We start from the raw sequence: 15,039 nt of genomic DNA on the forward strand, positions 1-15,039 counted from the left end.
CGATGACCGAGAGACCCGATTTTTCCAAGCATGCCAACCAGGCCGCCACCGCGCCGGCGTTCCTGTCGGTCTGGGGGCTGCAATCCTATTACGGCGAAAGCTACATCGTGCAGGACATCAGCTTCAATGTCCACGAGGGCGAGATCCTGGCGCTTCTGGGCCGCAACGGCGCGGGCAAGACCACCACGCTGCGGTCGATCGCGCGGATGGACAATCCGCAGGTGCATCACGGCGAGATATGGCTCGACCATCAGCCGTTGCACAAGATGAACTCGCACCAGGCGGCGGTGGCGGGCATAGGCCTCGTCCCCGAGGACCGGCGCATCATTCCCGGTCTCACCGTCGAGGAAAACCTTCAACTCGCCCAGATCGCCCCGCCGGTCGGCTGGTCCATCGAACGGCTCTACGATCTTTTCCCGCGTCTCGCCGAGCGTCGCAAGCAGGAGGGTGTGACCCTTTCGGGCGGCGAGCAGCAGATGCTCGCCGTGGCGCGTGCGCTGGCACGCGACATCAAGGTGCTGCTCCTCGACGAGCCCTACGAGGGGCTCGCCCCCGTGATCGTTGACGAGATCGAGAAGACGCTGCGCATCATCAAGGAACAGGGGATCACCACCATCCTCGTCGAGCAGAACGCGGTGCGCGCGCTCAACCTCTCGGATCGCGCGATCATTCTCGACACCGGCGGGATCGTTTTCGACGGAAGCGCGACCGAGGTGCTCGAGAACGAGAAGCTGCGCGCCGAATACCTGGCGATCTGACACCTCCCGGCGGTCGCGGGTTGCACTGCCCCGCGCGCCGCTTCAGTATCCCTTACCAAACGTCACCCCCAAGTCAAAGGTGCCCCATGTCCGACAAGACCTATCCGCCCTCCGACGAGATCGTGAAGAACGCCCACGTGGATGCCGCGACCTACGAGAAGATGTATGCGGCGTCCATCGACGACCCCGAGGGGTTCTGGAAGGAACACGCCCAGCGGATCGACTGGATCGAGCCGTTCACCAAGGTCAAGAACGTGGATTTCACGCTGGGCAACGTGTCGATCAAATGGTTCGAGGACGGCAAGCTCAACGTCGCCGCCAATTGCGTCGACCGCCACCTTAAGGACCGCGGCGACCAGACAGCGATCATCTGGGAACCCGATGATCCCGAGGGCGAGGCGCAGCATATCACCTATCGGCAGATGCACACGCATGTCTGCAAGTTCGCCAACGTTCTCAAGGCGATGGGCGTGGGTAAGGGTGACCGCGTGGTGATCTATCTGCCGATGATCCCGCAAGCGGCCTATGCCATGCTGGCCTGTGCGCGGATCGGTGCAATCCATTCCATCGTCTTCGCGGGCTTCTCGCCCGACGCGCTTGGTGCGCGGATCCATGGATGCGATGCCAAGGTCGTCATCACCTCCGATGGTGCGCCGCGCGGCGGACGTGTGACCAATCTCAAGGACAACGTGAACAAGGCGCTGCTGAGCGATTACGACGACGTGAAATGTCTCGTTGTCAAACACACCGGGCAGCAGATCGCCTGGCGCGACGGTCTGGATTTCTGGCTGCACGAGGAGGAGGAGAAGGTCTCCGATGACTGCCCGCCCGAGCCGGTGGGCGCCGAGGATCCGCTCTTCATCCTCTACACCTCGGGATCGACAGGCCAGCCGAAGGGCGTGGTTCACACCACCGGCGGCTACCTCGTCTACGCGGCGATGACCCACGAGATCACGTTCGACTACCATGATGGCGACATCTACTGGTGCACGGCCGATGTGGGCTGGGTCACGGGCCACAGCTATATCGTCTACGGGCCGCTCGCCAACGGTGCGACGACGCTCATGTTCGAAGGGGTGCCGACATATCCCGACGCGAGCCGTTTCTGGCAGGTTTGCGACAAGCACAAGGTCAACCAGTTCTACACCGCCCCCACCGCCATTCGCGCGCTGATGGGCCAGGGCGACGACTACGTGACGAAATGCGATCTGTCGTCGCTCAAGATCCTGGGAACCGTGGGCGAGCCCATCAATCCCGAGGCATGGAACTGGTATAACGAGGTCGTCGGCAAGGGCCGCTGCCCCATCGTCGACACCTGGTGGCAGACCGAGACGGGCGGGCACATGATGACCCCCCTGCCCGGTGCCCACGCGACCAAGCCGGGCGCGGCGATGAAACCCTTCTTCGGCGTGAAACCTGTCGTGCTCGAGCCGCAATCGGGCGACGAGATCCAGGAGAACCCCGCCGAAGGTGTGCTCTGCATCGCCGATAGCTGGCCGGGTCAGATGCGCACCGTCTGGGGCGACCACGAACGCTTCGAGAAGACCTATTTCTCGGACTACAAGGGTTACTATTTCGCCGGCGACGGGTGCCGCAGGGATGCCGATGGCGACTACTGGATCACGGGCCGCGTCGATGACGTGATCAACGTCTCGGGCCACCGCATGGGCACCGCCGAGGTGGAAAGCGCGCTTGTCGCGCATCCCAAGGTCTCGGAAGCGGCGGTCGTGGGCTATCCGCACAAGGTCAAGGGACAGGGCATCTATTGCTATGTCACCCTGATGGGAGGCGTGGAATATACCGACGATCTCAAGGCCGAGCTGCGCAACTGGGTCCGGCAGGAGATCGGGCCCATCGCGTCGCCGGACCTGATCCAGTGGGCGCCGGGCCTGCCCAAGACCCGCTCGGGCAAGATCATGCGCCGCATCCTGCGCAAGATCGCCGAGAACGACTACGGGTCGCTGGGGGACACGTCGACGCTGGCCGATCCGACGGTCGTGGAAGACCTGGTCGAGAACCGGATGAACCGCGACTGACGCGCAGGTCGGATGCGCGGCAAGATCGCCCATCCCCGGCGGGATCAAGCCTCTCGTCGGGGTCGGAGGGCTTGCGCGCGACAGGCATCCCGAGTGCATGGCCCTACGCCGCGGCCCGTGCCGGCGGCGGCGAAAATGGCGCATTTTCCACATCGGTATCCATGTCGGCATCCACGTCGGTATTACGTCGGTGCATTGACCCCTGGCCCGCGAACCTCATCCTCCTGCCGCGCAGCCGGCGAATTCGGCAGAGGCCTGCCGCACAAGTCCGCTTTCCTAGGTCTCGCGCATGGCCTATAAGGGCTGAAAAACCGAACACGGGTTCGGGCCTGTCCCGAAAGCCCCTGCAATGGTCGAGGAACTTGATGGCACAGAACAAGCACGAGGACGACGTCGCCTTCATCAGGGCGCTGGCGGAACTTCTCAACGAGAACGACCTGACCGAGCTTCAGGTCAAGCGCGACTACGGCGAGGATGACAGCCTGAATGTCCGCGTGAGTCGCCGCAAGGAGGTCGTGGCCCATGCCCAGGCCGCTCCAGCGCCCGCCCCTGCCCCCGCGCCGCACGCGCCCGGCGCACCCGCGCAGGCCCCCGGCGCCACCGCGCCGCAGGGCGAAACCGCCGAGGACCCCGCGAGCCATCCCGGCGCCGTCACCTCCCCGATGGTCGGCACCGTCTACATGCAGGCCGAGCCGGGCGCCCCGAGCTTCGTCAAGACCGGAGACCAGGTGAGCGAGGGCGACACGCTGCTCATCATCGAGGCGATGAAGACGATGAACCACATTCCCGCGCCGCGCGCGGGCACGGTGAAACGCATCCTCGTCGAAGACGGCGCCGCCGTCGAATACGGCGCGCCGCTCATGATCATCGAATAAAGGCCACGCCCCTCATGTTCGACAAAATCCTCGTCGCAAACCGGGGCGAAATCGCCCTTCGGGTCATCCGCGCCGCGCGCGAGATGGGAATCAGGTCCGTGGCCGTCCATTCCACCGCCGACGTCGATGCCATGCATGTGCGCATGGCCGACGAATCGGTGTGCATCGGCCCGCCTCCCAGCACCGACAGCTATCTCTCGATCCCCGCGATCATCGCCGCCTGCGAGGTCACGGGCGCGCAGGCGATCCATCCCGGCTATGGCTTCCTGTCGGAAAACGCGAATTTCGTGCAGATCGTCGAGGATCACGACCTCACATTCATCGGCCCCACCGCCGAACATATCCGCGTCATGGGTGACAAGATCACCGCCAAGGACACGATGAAGGCCCTCGGCGTGCCATGCGTGCCGGGCTCGGAAGGGGGCGTCCCCGACCTCGCGGCGGCCAAGGCGCTCTGTGACGAGATCGACTATCCGGTGATCGTCAAGGCCACGGCCGGGGGCGGCGGGCGCGGCATGAAGGTCGCGAAGACCGCCGCCGAACTGGAACGCGCGTTCATGACCGCACGGTCCGAGGCCAAGGCGGCCTTCGGCAATGACGAGGTCTATATCGAGAAATACCTCACCACGCCGCGCCACATCGAGATCCAGGTCTTCGGCGACGGCAAGGGCCGCGCCGTTCACCTGGGCGAACGCGACTGCTCGCTCCAGCGCCGCCACCAGAAAGTTCTCGAAGAAGCACCCGGCCCTTGCATCTCCGACGAGGAACGCGCGCGCATCGGCAAGGTCTGCGCCGACGCCGTGGCCCGCATCAACTACGCCGGGGCAGGCACGATCGAGTTTCTCTACGAGAAGGGCGAGTTCTATTTCATCGAGATGAACACCCGCCTCCAGGTCGAGCATCCCGTCACCGAGGCGATTTTCGGCGTCGACCTCGTGCAGGAACAGATCCGCGTGGCCGAGGGGCTTCCGATGTCCTTCACGCAGGAGGATCTGATCATCAACGGCCATGCCATCGAGGTGCGGATCAACGCCGAGAAGGTGCCCGAATTCTCGCCCCGCCCCGGCCGCATCACGCAGTTCCATGCGCCCGGCGGCCTTGGCGTGCGGATGGATTCGGCGCTTTATGACGGCTATTCGATCCCACCCTATTACGACAGCCTCATCGCCAAGCTGATCGTGCACGGCCCCGACCGCAAGGCCGCCATCGCGCGGCTTCACCGCGCGCTGGGAGAGCTCATCGTCGATGGCGTCGAGACCACCGTGCCGCTCTTTCACAGGCTGCTGGACGAAGAGGCGGTGCTCACGGGCGACTACAACATCCACTGGCTCGAACAGTGGCTCGAGAGCGATCCCTTTTCCTGAACCGCCGCGCCACGGATCGCGGCGGCCTTCGCGAAACAGATCATGTCCGACGCGTTCCGTCTCACCCCCGCCATGCTTCTCAGGGCCTACGCAGCGGGGATGTTCCCGATGGCCGAGGGGCGCGATTCGGACGAGCTTTTCTGGGTCGACCCGGAGGCGCGGGGCATCTTCCCGCTCGAGGGATTCCACGTCTCGCGGAGCCTTGCCCGCCGTGTGCGCAAGGCCGACTACCGCGCGTGTCTCAACGCGGATTTCACGGGTGTCATGCGCGCCTGCGCCGCCCGAGAAAGCACCTGGATCAACGATACCCTACTCAGCCTCTATACGGACCTGCATCGGTCCGGCCACGCGCATAGCGTCGAGATCTACGACGGCGACGGTCTTGCGGGCGGCGTCTATGGCGTGACGCTCGGGGCGGCCTTCTTCGGCGAGTCGATGTTCTCGCGCCGCACCGACGGCTCGAAACGGGCGCTCCTGCATCTCGTGGATCATCTGCGGCGAACCGGGTTCCGGCTGTTCGACACGCAGTTCCTGACCGATCACCTGGCCTCGCTCGGCGCGGTCGAGATCAGCCGCGCAACCTATCGCGCGGCACTGGCCGACGCGTTGGTGCGGGATGCCGACATGACCTCCCGCCCGCTCGACCCGGATCACGCATCGGTGTTGCAGCGCATGACCCAGACGTCATAACGCGGATGGTCGAGCGCGTTGAGCGCGGGCGCCGAGGCGATCATCCAGCCCGAGAAATAGGGCTCGGGGCGATCATCCTCCTGAATGGTGAGAAACGCGTAGGCGTCGCCCGCCGGGTTGCCCGCCGGATAGCGACACTCGCCGAGATTGATCGTGAGCCGCCCGAAGCGCGAGGATGTGGCGTTGGGCATCTCGATATCGCGCACCTCGCCATTCACCTTGTCGAGCGCGCGCAGAAGCGCGCCCGAGCCGGTCTCGGCCTGCTGCTGCGCGGGCGCGAGCGATGCGGCAAACAGAAGCGCGGCCGAGACAATTGCGGGGGCGCGCCTCATTCCCCGGCTCCGTCGCCGCTGTCGTCGCCCGCCACGAATTTCATCAGAAGCGAGATGAGGCTGACCGACCCTTGGGTGAATTCGACCGTGTCGCCGGGGGCGAAGGCGAAGGGGGAGCCGCCGGGCAGAAGTTCCACGAAATTGCCGCCCAGCAGGCCTTCGGAAGCGATCGCCACCGCGCTGTCATCGGGCAGTTCGATCCCTTCGCGCACGGTGAAGGTGGCGCTGGCGCGGAACGTCTCGGGGTCGAGTTCGAGCGCCGTGACGCGGCCCACCTTGACGCCAGCCATACGCACATCGGTGCCCAGATCGACACCGTCGGCCGAGCGGAAACTGGCATGCAGCTCGTAGCCATCCGAGCCGCCGCCCAAGCCGGTCAGCTGGCCCGCATAGACGAGAAAGCCGATGGCGACGGCCAGGACGACACCGCCGACGGCCACTTCGGTCGTGTTTTCGGCCATGTCGCTACTCCGGCTTCCAGGCCTCGTAATCGCGGCGCTCAACGGGGTCGGGCCGGCGGATCGACCCCGCGGGCGCGTAGGCGAGCGCGGTGCCGGTCAGGTTCTCCTGGTGCGGCTTTTCCCAGGGTTTGCGCGGCAGGGGACGCTCGGTCGGCGGCTCCTGGTAGGTGTGGTGGAGCCAGCCGTGCCATTCCGGGCTCACGCGACTCGCCTCGGCCTCACCGTTGAAGATCACCCAGCGGCGCGATCCGTCCGCATTGCGGTAATAGATGTTGCCCTCGTTGTCCTCGCCCACCTTGGTGCCCTTGCGCCAGGTGTAGAACTGCGTGTTGAGCGTGCTGCCATGCCACCAGGTCGCGGCGCGCAGGAGCGATTTGAGAATGCCCATCGGGTCCTCCGGAACGTGTCGGTTCAGATATGCCGCATCGGCGAACAAAGGTCCAGCACTCGAAACCGGTGTCCCCGACCATCGCGACACTCCGCCGGAAAGCGCGGAGTCGCTCGCGACCAGGCGCCTTCCTTTGGAAAAAACACTCGTCCGAGACGGGGCCGGGAACGGCCGGGGTTCGCCGCGCGCCGAAGCCGTGAGGGCCCTCGTGCGAAACCGCTCAGCCCGCGCTGGCGCTCGCCTTCGCGTCCTCGCCCTTCGGGTCGGCGTAGATCATCAACGGCGCCGCGTCGGAGGTCACCGCCTCTTCGTTCACGACGACTTCCTCGACATTCTCCATGCCGGGAAGTTCGAACATCGTGTCGAGCAGGATCCCCTCGAGGATCGAGCGCAGGCCCCGTGCGCCGGTCTTGCGCTGGATCGCGCGTTTCGCGATCGCCGAGAGCGCGTCGTCGGTAAAGCTCAGTTGCACGTTCTCCAGCTCGAAGAGGCGCTGATACTGCTTGACGAGCGCGTTTTTCGGCTCGGTCAGGATCGTGACGAGTGCCGGTTCGTCGAGATCCTCGAGCGTCGCGATGACCGGAAGCCGGCCCACGAATTCGGGGATGAGGCCGAACTTGAGCAGGTCCTCGGGCTCGAGATCCTTGAAGATCTCGCCAACGCCGCGGTCGTCGTTGTCGCGCACGTCGGCGCCGAAGCCCATCGCGCTGCCCTTGCCGCGCTGCGCGATGATCTTGTCGAGACCAGCGAAGGCGCCGCCGCAGATGAAAAGGATGTTGGTCGTGTCCACCTGCAGGAATTCCTGCTGCGGATGCTTGCGCCCGCCCTGCGGCGGCACGGCCGCGACCGTGCCTTCCATGAGCTTCAAGAGCGCCTGCTGCACCCCCTCGCCCGAAACGTCGCGGGTGATCGAGGGATTTTCCGACTTGCGCGTGATCTTGTCGACCTCGTCTATATAGACGATGCCGCGCTGGGCGCGTTCGACGTTGTATTCGCTGGCCTGCAGAAGCTTGAGGATGATGTTCTCGACATCCTCGCCCACATATCCCGCCTCGGTCAGCGTCGTGGCATCGGCCATGGTGAAGGGCACGTCGAGGATGCGCGCCAGCGTCTGCGCCAGCAGCGTCTTGCCGCAGCCCGTCGGGCCGATCAGCAGGATGTTGGACTTCTGCAGCTCGATGTCACCCGACTTGCCCGAGTGGTTGAGCCGCTTGTAGTGGTTGTGCACCGCGACCGACAGAACGCGCTTCGCGATGGCCTGCCCGATCACGTAATCGTCGAGCACGTCGCAGATCTCGCGCGGAGAGGGCACGCCCTCCCCCGACTTGAGACCCGAGGCGCGCGTTTCCTCGCGGATGATGTCCATGCAGAGTTCGACGCATTCATCGCAGATGAACACCGTCGGGCCCGCGATGAGCTTGCGCACCTCGTGCTGGCTCTTGCCGCAGAAGCTGCAATAGAGGGTGTTCTTGCTGTCGCTGCCGGAACTCTGGGACATCTCTTACCTTTCGGGCTCTCACCTTTGGGGGTTGCGGGGCCGGTGGGATGACAGCTTAGGGCAGGCGCCCTGCAGTCACAATCCGAAAATCCGGCCTTCGCGGTCTTATGCCTTGCCGTCGCTCTCGGGCTTCTCGCGGTTCTCGACGATCTCGTCGATGAGGCCCCATTTCTTGGCTTCCTCGGGCGACATGAAGTTGTCGCGCTCAAGAGCTTCCTCGACCTTCTTCAGGCTCTGGCCCGTGTGTTTCACGTAGATCTCGTTGAGCCTGCGCTTGAGCTTCAGCGTCTCTTCGGCGTGGATCATGATATCGGTCGCCTGCCCCTGGTAGCCGCCCGAGGGCTGGTGGACCATGATGCGGCTGTTGGGCAGCGAATAACGCATGCCGGGCGCGCCCGCCGTGAGCAGGAGCGACCCCATCGAGGCCGCCTGTCCGATCACGAGCGTCGAGACCTTGGGCCGGATATACTGCATCGTATCGTAGATCGAGAGGCCCGATGTCACCACGCCGCCGGGGCTGTTGATGTACATGCTGATCTCTTTCGAGGGATTCTCGGCCTCGAGATGCAGAAGCTGCGCGACCACGAGCGACGACATCCCGTCATGCACCGGGCCGTTTAGAAAGATGATCCGCTCCTTCAGGAGGCGCGAGAAGATGTCATAGGCCCTTTCGCCGCGGCTGGTCTGTTCGACCACCATCGGCACGAGGGTGTTCATGTATGTCTCGAAAGGGTCCGTCATGTCCGCCTGCCTCATCCTGTTTCGCCGGACCTTACGCCCGATATCCTAACGGAGTCTTAGTATCGCGCCCAAGGCGCCGCAAGGGGCGGAATCCCCGGCAGGCACCCCGCCGGCCCTCACGTTTGCTTGTGATCGCGCGCTGCAGGATACATGCTCGCGTATCCGCGCAACCAGCAGCAGGAGGACGCCATGGCGCGAAAGAAAGGCCGCAGCTTCGCCATCATCGGTCTCGGAACCTTCGGCACCGCCGTGGGGCGCGAACTCGCGCGGTTCGGGAACTACGTGCTCGGGATCGACACCGACCCCGCCGCGGTCAACCACCTGGCCGAGACCCTGTCGCAGACGGTGGTCGCCGACGGCCGCGACGAAGACGCGCTCAAGGAAGTGGGGATCGGCGATTACGACGTGGCGCTGATCGCCATGGGCGAGCATCTCGAATCGTCGATCGTCACGGCGATCACGCTCAAGATGTCGGGGGTTCCCGAGGTCTGGGCCAAGGCCGTGAGCCGCACCCATCACCGGATCCTGAGCAAGCTCGGCGTCGACCGGGTGGTCAACCCCGAGGAGGAGATGGGCCGCCACATCGCGCAGATGCTGCACACGCCGCTCGTGCGCGACTATCTCAGTCTCGGGAACGGCTATCACGTGGTCAACATCGTCGTGCCGGAGCGCCTGGCGGGCAAGACGGTGGGCGACCTGGACCTCGGCGAGACGTTCGACCTGCGGTGCATGGCGGTGATGGACGGCAGCACCCACAAGGGCACGGGAGACGACCTGCGCCTGGCCGAGGGCGACCGCTTCGTCCTTCTGGGCGCGCGCGACAACCTGCGCCGTTTCACCGACACGGTCTGAGCCGGGCCGGATGACACGCAGCCCGCTTTATCGCCGCCTGCAAAGGCTGCCCGCGCCGGCCCTGCTGGCGCTTCTCTACCTGGTGCTGGTGGCGACGGGGTTCGTGGTGCTGCAACTGCCCGTGTCGCACAATGATGCCGTGGGGTGGTCCGAGGCCCTCTTCACCGCGACCTCCGCCGTCACGGTGACGGGGCTGACGGTCGTCGATACGGGCCGGGATTTCACCCTTTTCGGCCAGATCGTGATCGCCGTCCTGATCCAGCTGGGCGGCATCGGCCTCATGACCTTCGCGATGCTGCTTCTCTCGGCGCTGGGTATCCCGATCGGGATGCCGCAGCGGATGGTGGTCCGCCAGGAACTGAACCAGAGCTCGCTTTCCAACCTCGCCATCCTCGTCCGCCGCATCGCGATCACGGCGCTTGTCGTCGAGACGCTTGGCGCGGTGGCGCTGCTCACGGTTTTCGTGCCCGAGTTCGGCTGGACCGCGGGTCTCTGGCACGCGATCTTCCACTCGGTCTCGGCGTTCAACAACGCGGGCTTCGCGCTTTTCTCCGACAGCCTGTCGGGTTGGGTGACGGACCCGGTGATCAATACCGTGATCCCCCTCATGATCATCGTGTCGGGCCTCGGCTTCGTGGTGATCGGCGACATGATGCAGACGCGCCAATGGCGGCGTTTCTCGCTTCACACGAAGCTCATGCTGACCGGGACGCTGGCCCTGATCGTCTGGGCGACGGGGACATTCGCGGTGCTGGAATGGACGAACCCGGCAACGCTTGGCGGGCTCGACACGGTGGGCGGCAAGCTGACCGCGTCCTGGTTCCAGGGTGTGACCCCCCGCACGGCCGGCTTCAACACGATCGACACCACGGCCATGCGCGACGAGACCGCGTTCATGACGATCGCGCTCATGCTCATCGGAGGCGGCTCCACCTCGACGGCGGGAGGGATCAAGGTCACGACCTTCATCGTGCTTCTGCTGGCCACCGTCGCCTTCTTCCGTCGCCGCGAAGAACTTCATGCCTTCGGGCGCAGCATCGGCACCGAGGAGGTGATGAAGGTGCTGGCCCTCACGATGATCTCCATCCTGCTCATCATGGTGACGCTGTTCCTCCTGATGATCCTCGAGGACAACGATTTCATGCATCTCAGCTTCGAGATCGTATCGGCCTTCGGGACCGTCGGGCTGACCATGGGTGCGACCGGGGACCTGAGCACGGCCGGGCGGTTCATCGTCATCTTCGTGATGTTCGTGGGCCGCGTCGGCCCGCTCACGTTGGGCTTCTTCCTCGCGACCCGGTCCCGGCCCCGCGTGCGCTACCCCGACGGGCAGGTTTACCTGGGATAGCCGGCGCTCCGAACTCTGCAGGTCGTTCGCGCGCCGGTTCTCTACCCCGGCTTGACCGCGGCGCCCATGCGCGCCGCGCGGCGGCCCGGTTCCTCGCGCCCGATCGAGCGGCAGAGGATCAGCACCGGGATCAGCCCGAAGGCCATGAGCGCGAGCGAGGGCACAGCCGCCTCGTTGAGCCGCTCGTCGGCGGCGAGGCGATGCGCCTGGACGGCGAGCGTCTGGAAGTTGAACGGGTGCAGGATCAGCGTCGCGGGCAGTTCCTTCATCACGTCGACGAACACGATCAGGAGCGCCGTCATCACGCTCGTCCGCGCCACCGGCAGATGCACCCGCATCAGGAGGCGCGGACCGCTTTGCCCCAGCGACCGGCCGATGGCGTCGAAATGCGAGGGGATGGTGGCCATGCCGCTGTCATAGGCATTGAGCGCGGCGGCCATGAAACGCGCCATGTAGGCCAGCACCATGAGCCAGATCGACCCGGTGATCAGAAGCCCCGTGTCGATGCCGAAGCGCGCCTCCATGACCGCGTCGATGGCGTTATCGAGCGCGGCGAAGGGCACCATCAGCCCGACCGCGATCACGCCACCGGGCACCGCGTAGCCAAGGCCGGCGCCGATCACGAGGCCCTTCGAGACGCGCGTGGGCCGGGTGCGCGCGCGGTAGCCGATGACGATGGCTCCCGACACGGTGAGCACGGCCGCCAGCGATGCGAGCATAACCGAGTTCAGCATGAGGTCGCGGTAACGCGGATCGAGAAGGCTCTGCCCGCTGCCGAGCGCCATGCTGCCCAGCATCACCACCGGGATGACGAAGCCCACGATGACCGGCGCCGCGCAGAAGGCGGTCGCGGCCCAACCCCGCGCGCCCCTGAGCCGGCCACGCTCCATCGCGTCGAAGCGGGCACCGCGCCCCGCGGTGCGCACCTTGCCCCGCTGCGCCCGCTCGAGCCCCGCGATGAGCAGCGCGAAGCTCAGCAGGCAAAGGGCCAGTTGCGCCGCCGCCGCCCGGTCGCCCAGGCTGAACCACGCCTGGTAGATCCCCGTCGCGAAGGTGTCGACGTTGAAGAAGGCGACCGTGCCGAAATCGGCGATGGTCTCCATGATGGTCAGGAGCACGCCCCCCACGATGGCCGGCCGTGCCATGGGCAGCGCCACGCGCCAGAAGGCGGCAAAGGGCCTGCGCCCCAACGTCCGCGCGACCAGATAGGCATTCGAGGATTGTTGCCGGAAGGACGCGCGCGCCAGCAGGTAGACATAAGGATAAAGCACCGTGGTCAGCATCGCCGCCGCGCCGCCGATCGAGCGTATCTCGGGAAACCAGTAGTCGCGCGGCCCCCAGCCCGTCACGTCCCGCAAAAGGCTCTGGACCGGGCCGGAATGGTCGAGGAACGAGGTATAGGCGTAGGCCAGCACGTAGGCCGGGAAGGCGAGCGGCAGCGCCAGCGCGATCTCGAGAAGCCGCGCGCCCGGAAACCGGTAGACGGTGACGAGCCACGCCGTGCCGGTCCCGATCACCGCCGTCGACGTGCCCACCACCGCAACGAGCACGAGCGTCGTCGCCGTATAGCGCGGCAGGACCGAGGCAAGCACGTCGCGCCAGACCTCGAGATCGCCGGTGACCGCCGCGAGCGCCGCCGCCACGATGGGCGCGACGCACAGGATCGCGACGATCCAGGCCAGTGCATTGAGCAGACGTTCGATCTCGTGCCTCCTTCCGGGCCCCGTGGTGCGCGAGGCGCATCCCGCGCCCGGCCCCTTTCCCGACGCTTTCGATCAGTATTCCCGCCCGCCGCCGGCGTCAATCTCGCCTCTTGCGGGTGATTCCACCCCCGTTCGGCCCCGCGCCTCCAATCGGCTTGAAACATTGACAAAGACCACGGGACCGGCGGGAGTGAAAGATTTCGCCGGGCGCGACCCGCCTGACGTAAAGTTATCTCTGCCGCCCTGCCCTTTACACGCCCCTGCAATTGCGACAGGCTCACCGGCGATCGCCGGAAAGCTCCGCTCCGCGGCGTTTTCCCGCATCCACTAGGGAGATATCACATGAAGACAATCCGCAATCTTGCCACCGCCACGGCGCTCATGCTGGGCGCGGCGGGCCTCGCGTCGGCTCAGACGCTCAATTTCGCCTATGACGCCGATCCGGTCTCGCTCGACCCGCATGAGCAGCTTTCGGGCGGCACGCTGCAGCTTTCGCACATGGTCTTCGACCCGCTCGTGCGCTGGAACAAGGACCTGGGCTTCGACCCGCGCCTCGCCGAAAGCTGGGAGCGCGTGGACGACACCACGATGCGCTTCAAGCTGCGCGAAGGCGTGAAGTTCCACTCGGGCGACGAGATGACCGCCGAGGACGTGGTCTACACGATCGAACGCCTGAAATCCTCGCCCGACTTCAAGGGCATCTTCTCGGGCTGGACCTCGGCCACGGCGATCGACGACTACACCGTCGAGGTCAAGACCGATGGTCCCTCGCCGCTCATCCTGCACACGGCGACCTACGTGTTCCCGATGGACAAGGACTTCTATACCGAGGGCGGCGACGAGATCGCCAAGCACGGCGACAGCTTCGCAAGCCAGAACATCTCGGGCACCGGTCCCTTCACCGTGGCCGAGCGCGAGCAGGGCGTGCGCGTGGTCTTCGAGCGCAACCCCGACTACTGGGACAGCGAAAGCCCCGGCAACGTGCAGACCGCGATCCTGACACCGATCAAGGAGGCACCCACGCGCGTCGCGGCGCTTCTCTCGGGAGACGTGGACTTCATCGCGCCCGTTCCGCCCACCGATCTCGAGCGGATCGAGGCGGACGACAACGTGAACCTCGTGACCATGAGCGGCACGCGCGTCATCACGCTTCAGCTCAACCAGAAGCGGAACGAAGCCTTCGCCGATCCCAAGGTCCGGCAGGCCGTGGCCTACGCCATCAACAACCAGGGCATCGTCGACAAGATCATGAAGGGCTTCGGCACCGTCGCGGCGCAGAACTCGCCCGAGGGCTATCTCGGTCACAACCCCGATCTCGAGCCGCGCTACGACCTCGAGAAGGCGCAGCAGCTCATGAACGAGGCGGGCTACGAAGACGGTTTCTCGGCCACGATGATGTGCCCCAACAACCGCTACGTGAACGACTTCAAGATCTGCGAAGCGGCGGCGGCGATGCTGGCCAAGATCAACATCGACGTGGACCTCACCACGATGCCCAAGGCCCAGTACTGGCCCAAGTTCGATGAACGCGCGGCGGACATCATGATGATCGGCTGGCACGCCGATACCGAGGATTCGGCCAACTTCTTCGAATTCCTCAACATGACGCCCAACCCCGACACCGGGCGCGGTCAGTACAACTCGGGCAACTACTCGAACGAGAAGGTCGACGAGATGACCATCGCGACGCTGACCGAGACCGACCAGGAGAAGCGCGCCGAGATGCTCCAGAAGATCGAGAAGATCCTCTATGACGACGCGGCCTTCATCCCGCTGCACTGGCAGGACCTGGCCTGGGCGGCGCGCAAGGGCGTGAATATCGAGCCCGTGCTCAACGTCATGAACTTCCCCTATCTCGGTGATCTCGTGATCGAGGAATAAGACATTCGGGCGGGCCGGTTCCCCGGCCCGCCTGTGCTATCCGTACCGGATCAGGTGCGGGGCAATCTCGCCGAGCCCCACGCCGCCTGCCCCCCTCCAGCCGCTGCCAGAG

General features: G+C 65.5%; 14 protein-coding genes. 8 read left to right on the forward strand and 6 right to left on the reverse strand.

Features of this window, described 5'->3' with window-relative positions; genetic code table 11:
- The first annotated feature begins 2 nt into the window (after positions 1 to 2).
- The 5 genes from K1T73_RS13435 (at position 3) to aat (ending at position 5,723) form a co-directional block, all read left to right on the forward strand.
- Positions 3 to 758, forward strand: a complete 756-nt coding sequence (locus K1T73_RS13435; RefSeq protein ID WP_220601186.1) for an ABC transporter ATP-binding protein — start codon at positions 3 to 5, stop codon at positions 756 to 758.
- Positions 759 to 844: 86 nt separating this feature from the next.
- Positions 845 to 2,794 carry an acetate--CoA ligase gene (acs, locus tag K1T73_RS13440; protein WP_220601187.1) on the forward strand — a complete coding sequence of 650 codons (1,950 nt, stop codon included), beginning with the start codon at positions 845 to 847 and terminating at the stop codon, positions 2,792 to 2,794.
- 365 nt (positions 2,795 to 3,159) lie between these two features.
- On the forward strand, positions 3,160 to 3,669 hold the full coding sequence (gene accB, locus K1T73_RS13445; RefSeq protein ID WP_220601188.1) for an acetyl-CoA carboxylase biotin carboxyl carrier protein: 510 nt from the start codon (positions 3,160 to 3,162) through the stop codon (positions 3,667 to 3,669).
- A 14-nt stretch (positions 3,670 to 3,683) separates the two neighbouring features.
- Complete coding sequence (gene accC / locus K1T73_RS13450) at positions 3,684 to 5,033, forward strand: acetyl-CoA carboxylase biotin carboxylase subunit (RefSeq protein ID WP_220601189.1); 1,350 nt, start codon at positions 3,684 to 3,686, stop codon at positions 5,031 to 5,033.
- 42 nt (positions 5,034 to 5,075) lie between these two features.
- Entirely contained in the window at positions 5,076 to 5,723 is a 648-nt protein-coding gene (gene aat, locus K1T73_RS13455) for a leucyl/phenylalanyl-tRNA--protein transferase (protein WP_220601190.1), read from the forward strand.
- Here aat and K1T73_RS13460 read toward each other — a convergent pair.
- The 5 genes from K1T73_RS13460 to K1T73_RS13480 all read right to left on the reverse strand — a co-directional run bounded on the left by K1T73_RS13460 (position 5,684) and on the right by K1T73_RS13480 (position 9,143).
- On the reverse strand, positions 5,684 to 6,055 hold the full coding sequence (locus tag K1T73_RS13460) for a DUF2155 domain-containing protein (protein ID WP_220601191.1): 372 nt from the start codon (positions 6,053 to 6,055) through the stop codon (positions 5,684 to 5,686). The genes aat and K1T73_RS13460 overlap by 40 nt on opposite strands.
- The gene (mlaD, locus tag K1T73_RS13465) at positions 6,052 to 6,516 is read right to left on the reverse strand and encodes an outer membrane lipid asymmetry maintenance protein MlaD (protein WP_220601192.1); all 465 of its coding nucleotides are present in this window, start codon (positions 6,514 to 6,516) and stop codon (positions 6,052 to 6,054) included. Before mlaD ends, K1T73_RS13460 begins: the two co-directional genes overlap by 4 nt.
- Positions 6,517 to 6,520: 4 nt before the next feature.
- Complete coding sequence (locus K1T73_RS13470; protein ID WP_220601193.1) at positions 6,521 to 6,904, reverse strand: NADH:ubiquinone oxidoreductase subunit NDUFA12; 384 nt, start codon at positions 6,902 to 6,904, stop codon at positions 6,521 to 6,523.
- 220 nt (positions 6,905 to 7,124) lie between these two features.
- The gene (gene clpX / locus K1T73_RS13475; RefSeq protein ID WP_220601194.1) at positions 7,125 to 8,402 is read right to left on the reverse strand and encodes an ATP-dependent Clp protease ATP-binding subunit ClpX; all 1,278 of its coding nucleotides are present in this window, start codon (positions 8,400 to 8,402) and stop codon (positions 7,125 to 7,127) included.
- A gap of 105 nt (positions 8,403 to 8,507) precedes the next feature.
- The gene (locus K1T73_RS13480) at positions 8,508 to 9,143 is read right to left on the reverse strand and encodes an ATP-dependent Clp protease proteolytic subunit (RefSeq protein ID WP_220601195.1); all 636 of its coding nucleotides are present in this window, start codon (positions 9,141 to 9,143) and stop codon (positions 8,508 to 8,510) included.
- 189 nt (positions 9,144 to 9,332) lie between these two features.
- On the opposite strand from K1T73_RS13480, the gene K1T73_RS13485 reads away from it, so the two are divergent.
- Together K1T73_RS13485 and K1T73_RS13490 are read left to right on the forward strand one after the other, a co-directional pair.
- Positions 9,333 to 9,995 carry a TrkA family potassium uptake protein gene (locus K1T73_RS13485; RefSeq protein WP_220601196.1) on the forward strand — a complete coding sequence of 221 codons (663 nt, stop codon included), beginning with the start codon at positions 9,333 to 9,335 and terminating at the stop codon, positions 9,993 to 9,995.
- Positions 9,996 to 10,005: 10 nt separating this feature from the next.
- Positions 10,006 to 11,343, forward strand: a complete 1,338-nt coding sequence (locus K1T73_RS13490; RefSeq protein ID WP_220601197.1) for a TrkH family potassium uptake protein — start codon at positions 10,006 to 10,008, stop codon at positions 11,341 to 11,343.
- Between the two features lie 41 nt (positions 11,344 to 11,384).
- Here K1T73_RS13490 and K1T73_RS13495 read toward each other — a convergent pair whose 3' ends face one another.
- Positions 11,385 to 12,986, reverse strand: coding sequence for an iron ABC transporter permease (locus tag K1T73_RS13495; protein ID WP_259400257.1), 1,602 nt, complete (start codon positions 12,984 to 12,986; stop codon positions 11,385 to 11,387).
- Between the two features lie 402 nt (positions 12,987 to 13,388).
- Here K1T73_RS13495 and K1T73_RS13500 point away from each other — a divergent pair, with 402 nt between their 5' ends.
- Positions 13,389 to 14,927, forward strand: a complete 1,539-nt coding sequence (locus K1T73_RS13500; protein ID WP_220601198.1) for an ABC transporter substrate-binding protein — start codon at positions 13,389 to 13,391, stop codon at positions 14,925 to 14,927.
- The last annotated feature ends 112 nt before the right edge of the window (positions 14,928 to 15,039 follow it).

Source organism: Roseovarius sp. SCSIO 43702, assembly GCF_019599045.1.
In the GTDB taxonomy this organism is placed as follows: Bacteria; Pseudomonadota; Alphaproteobacteria; order Rhodobacterales; family Rhodobacteraceae; genus Roseovarius.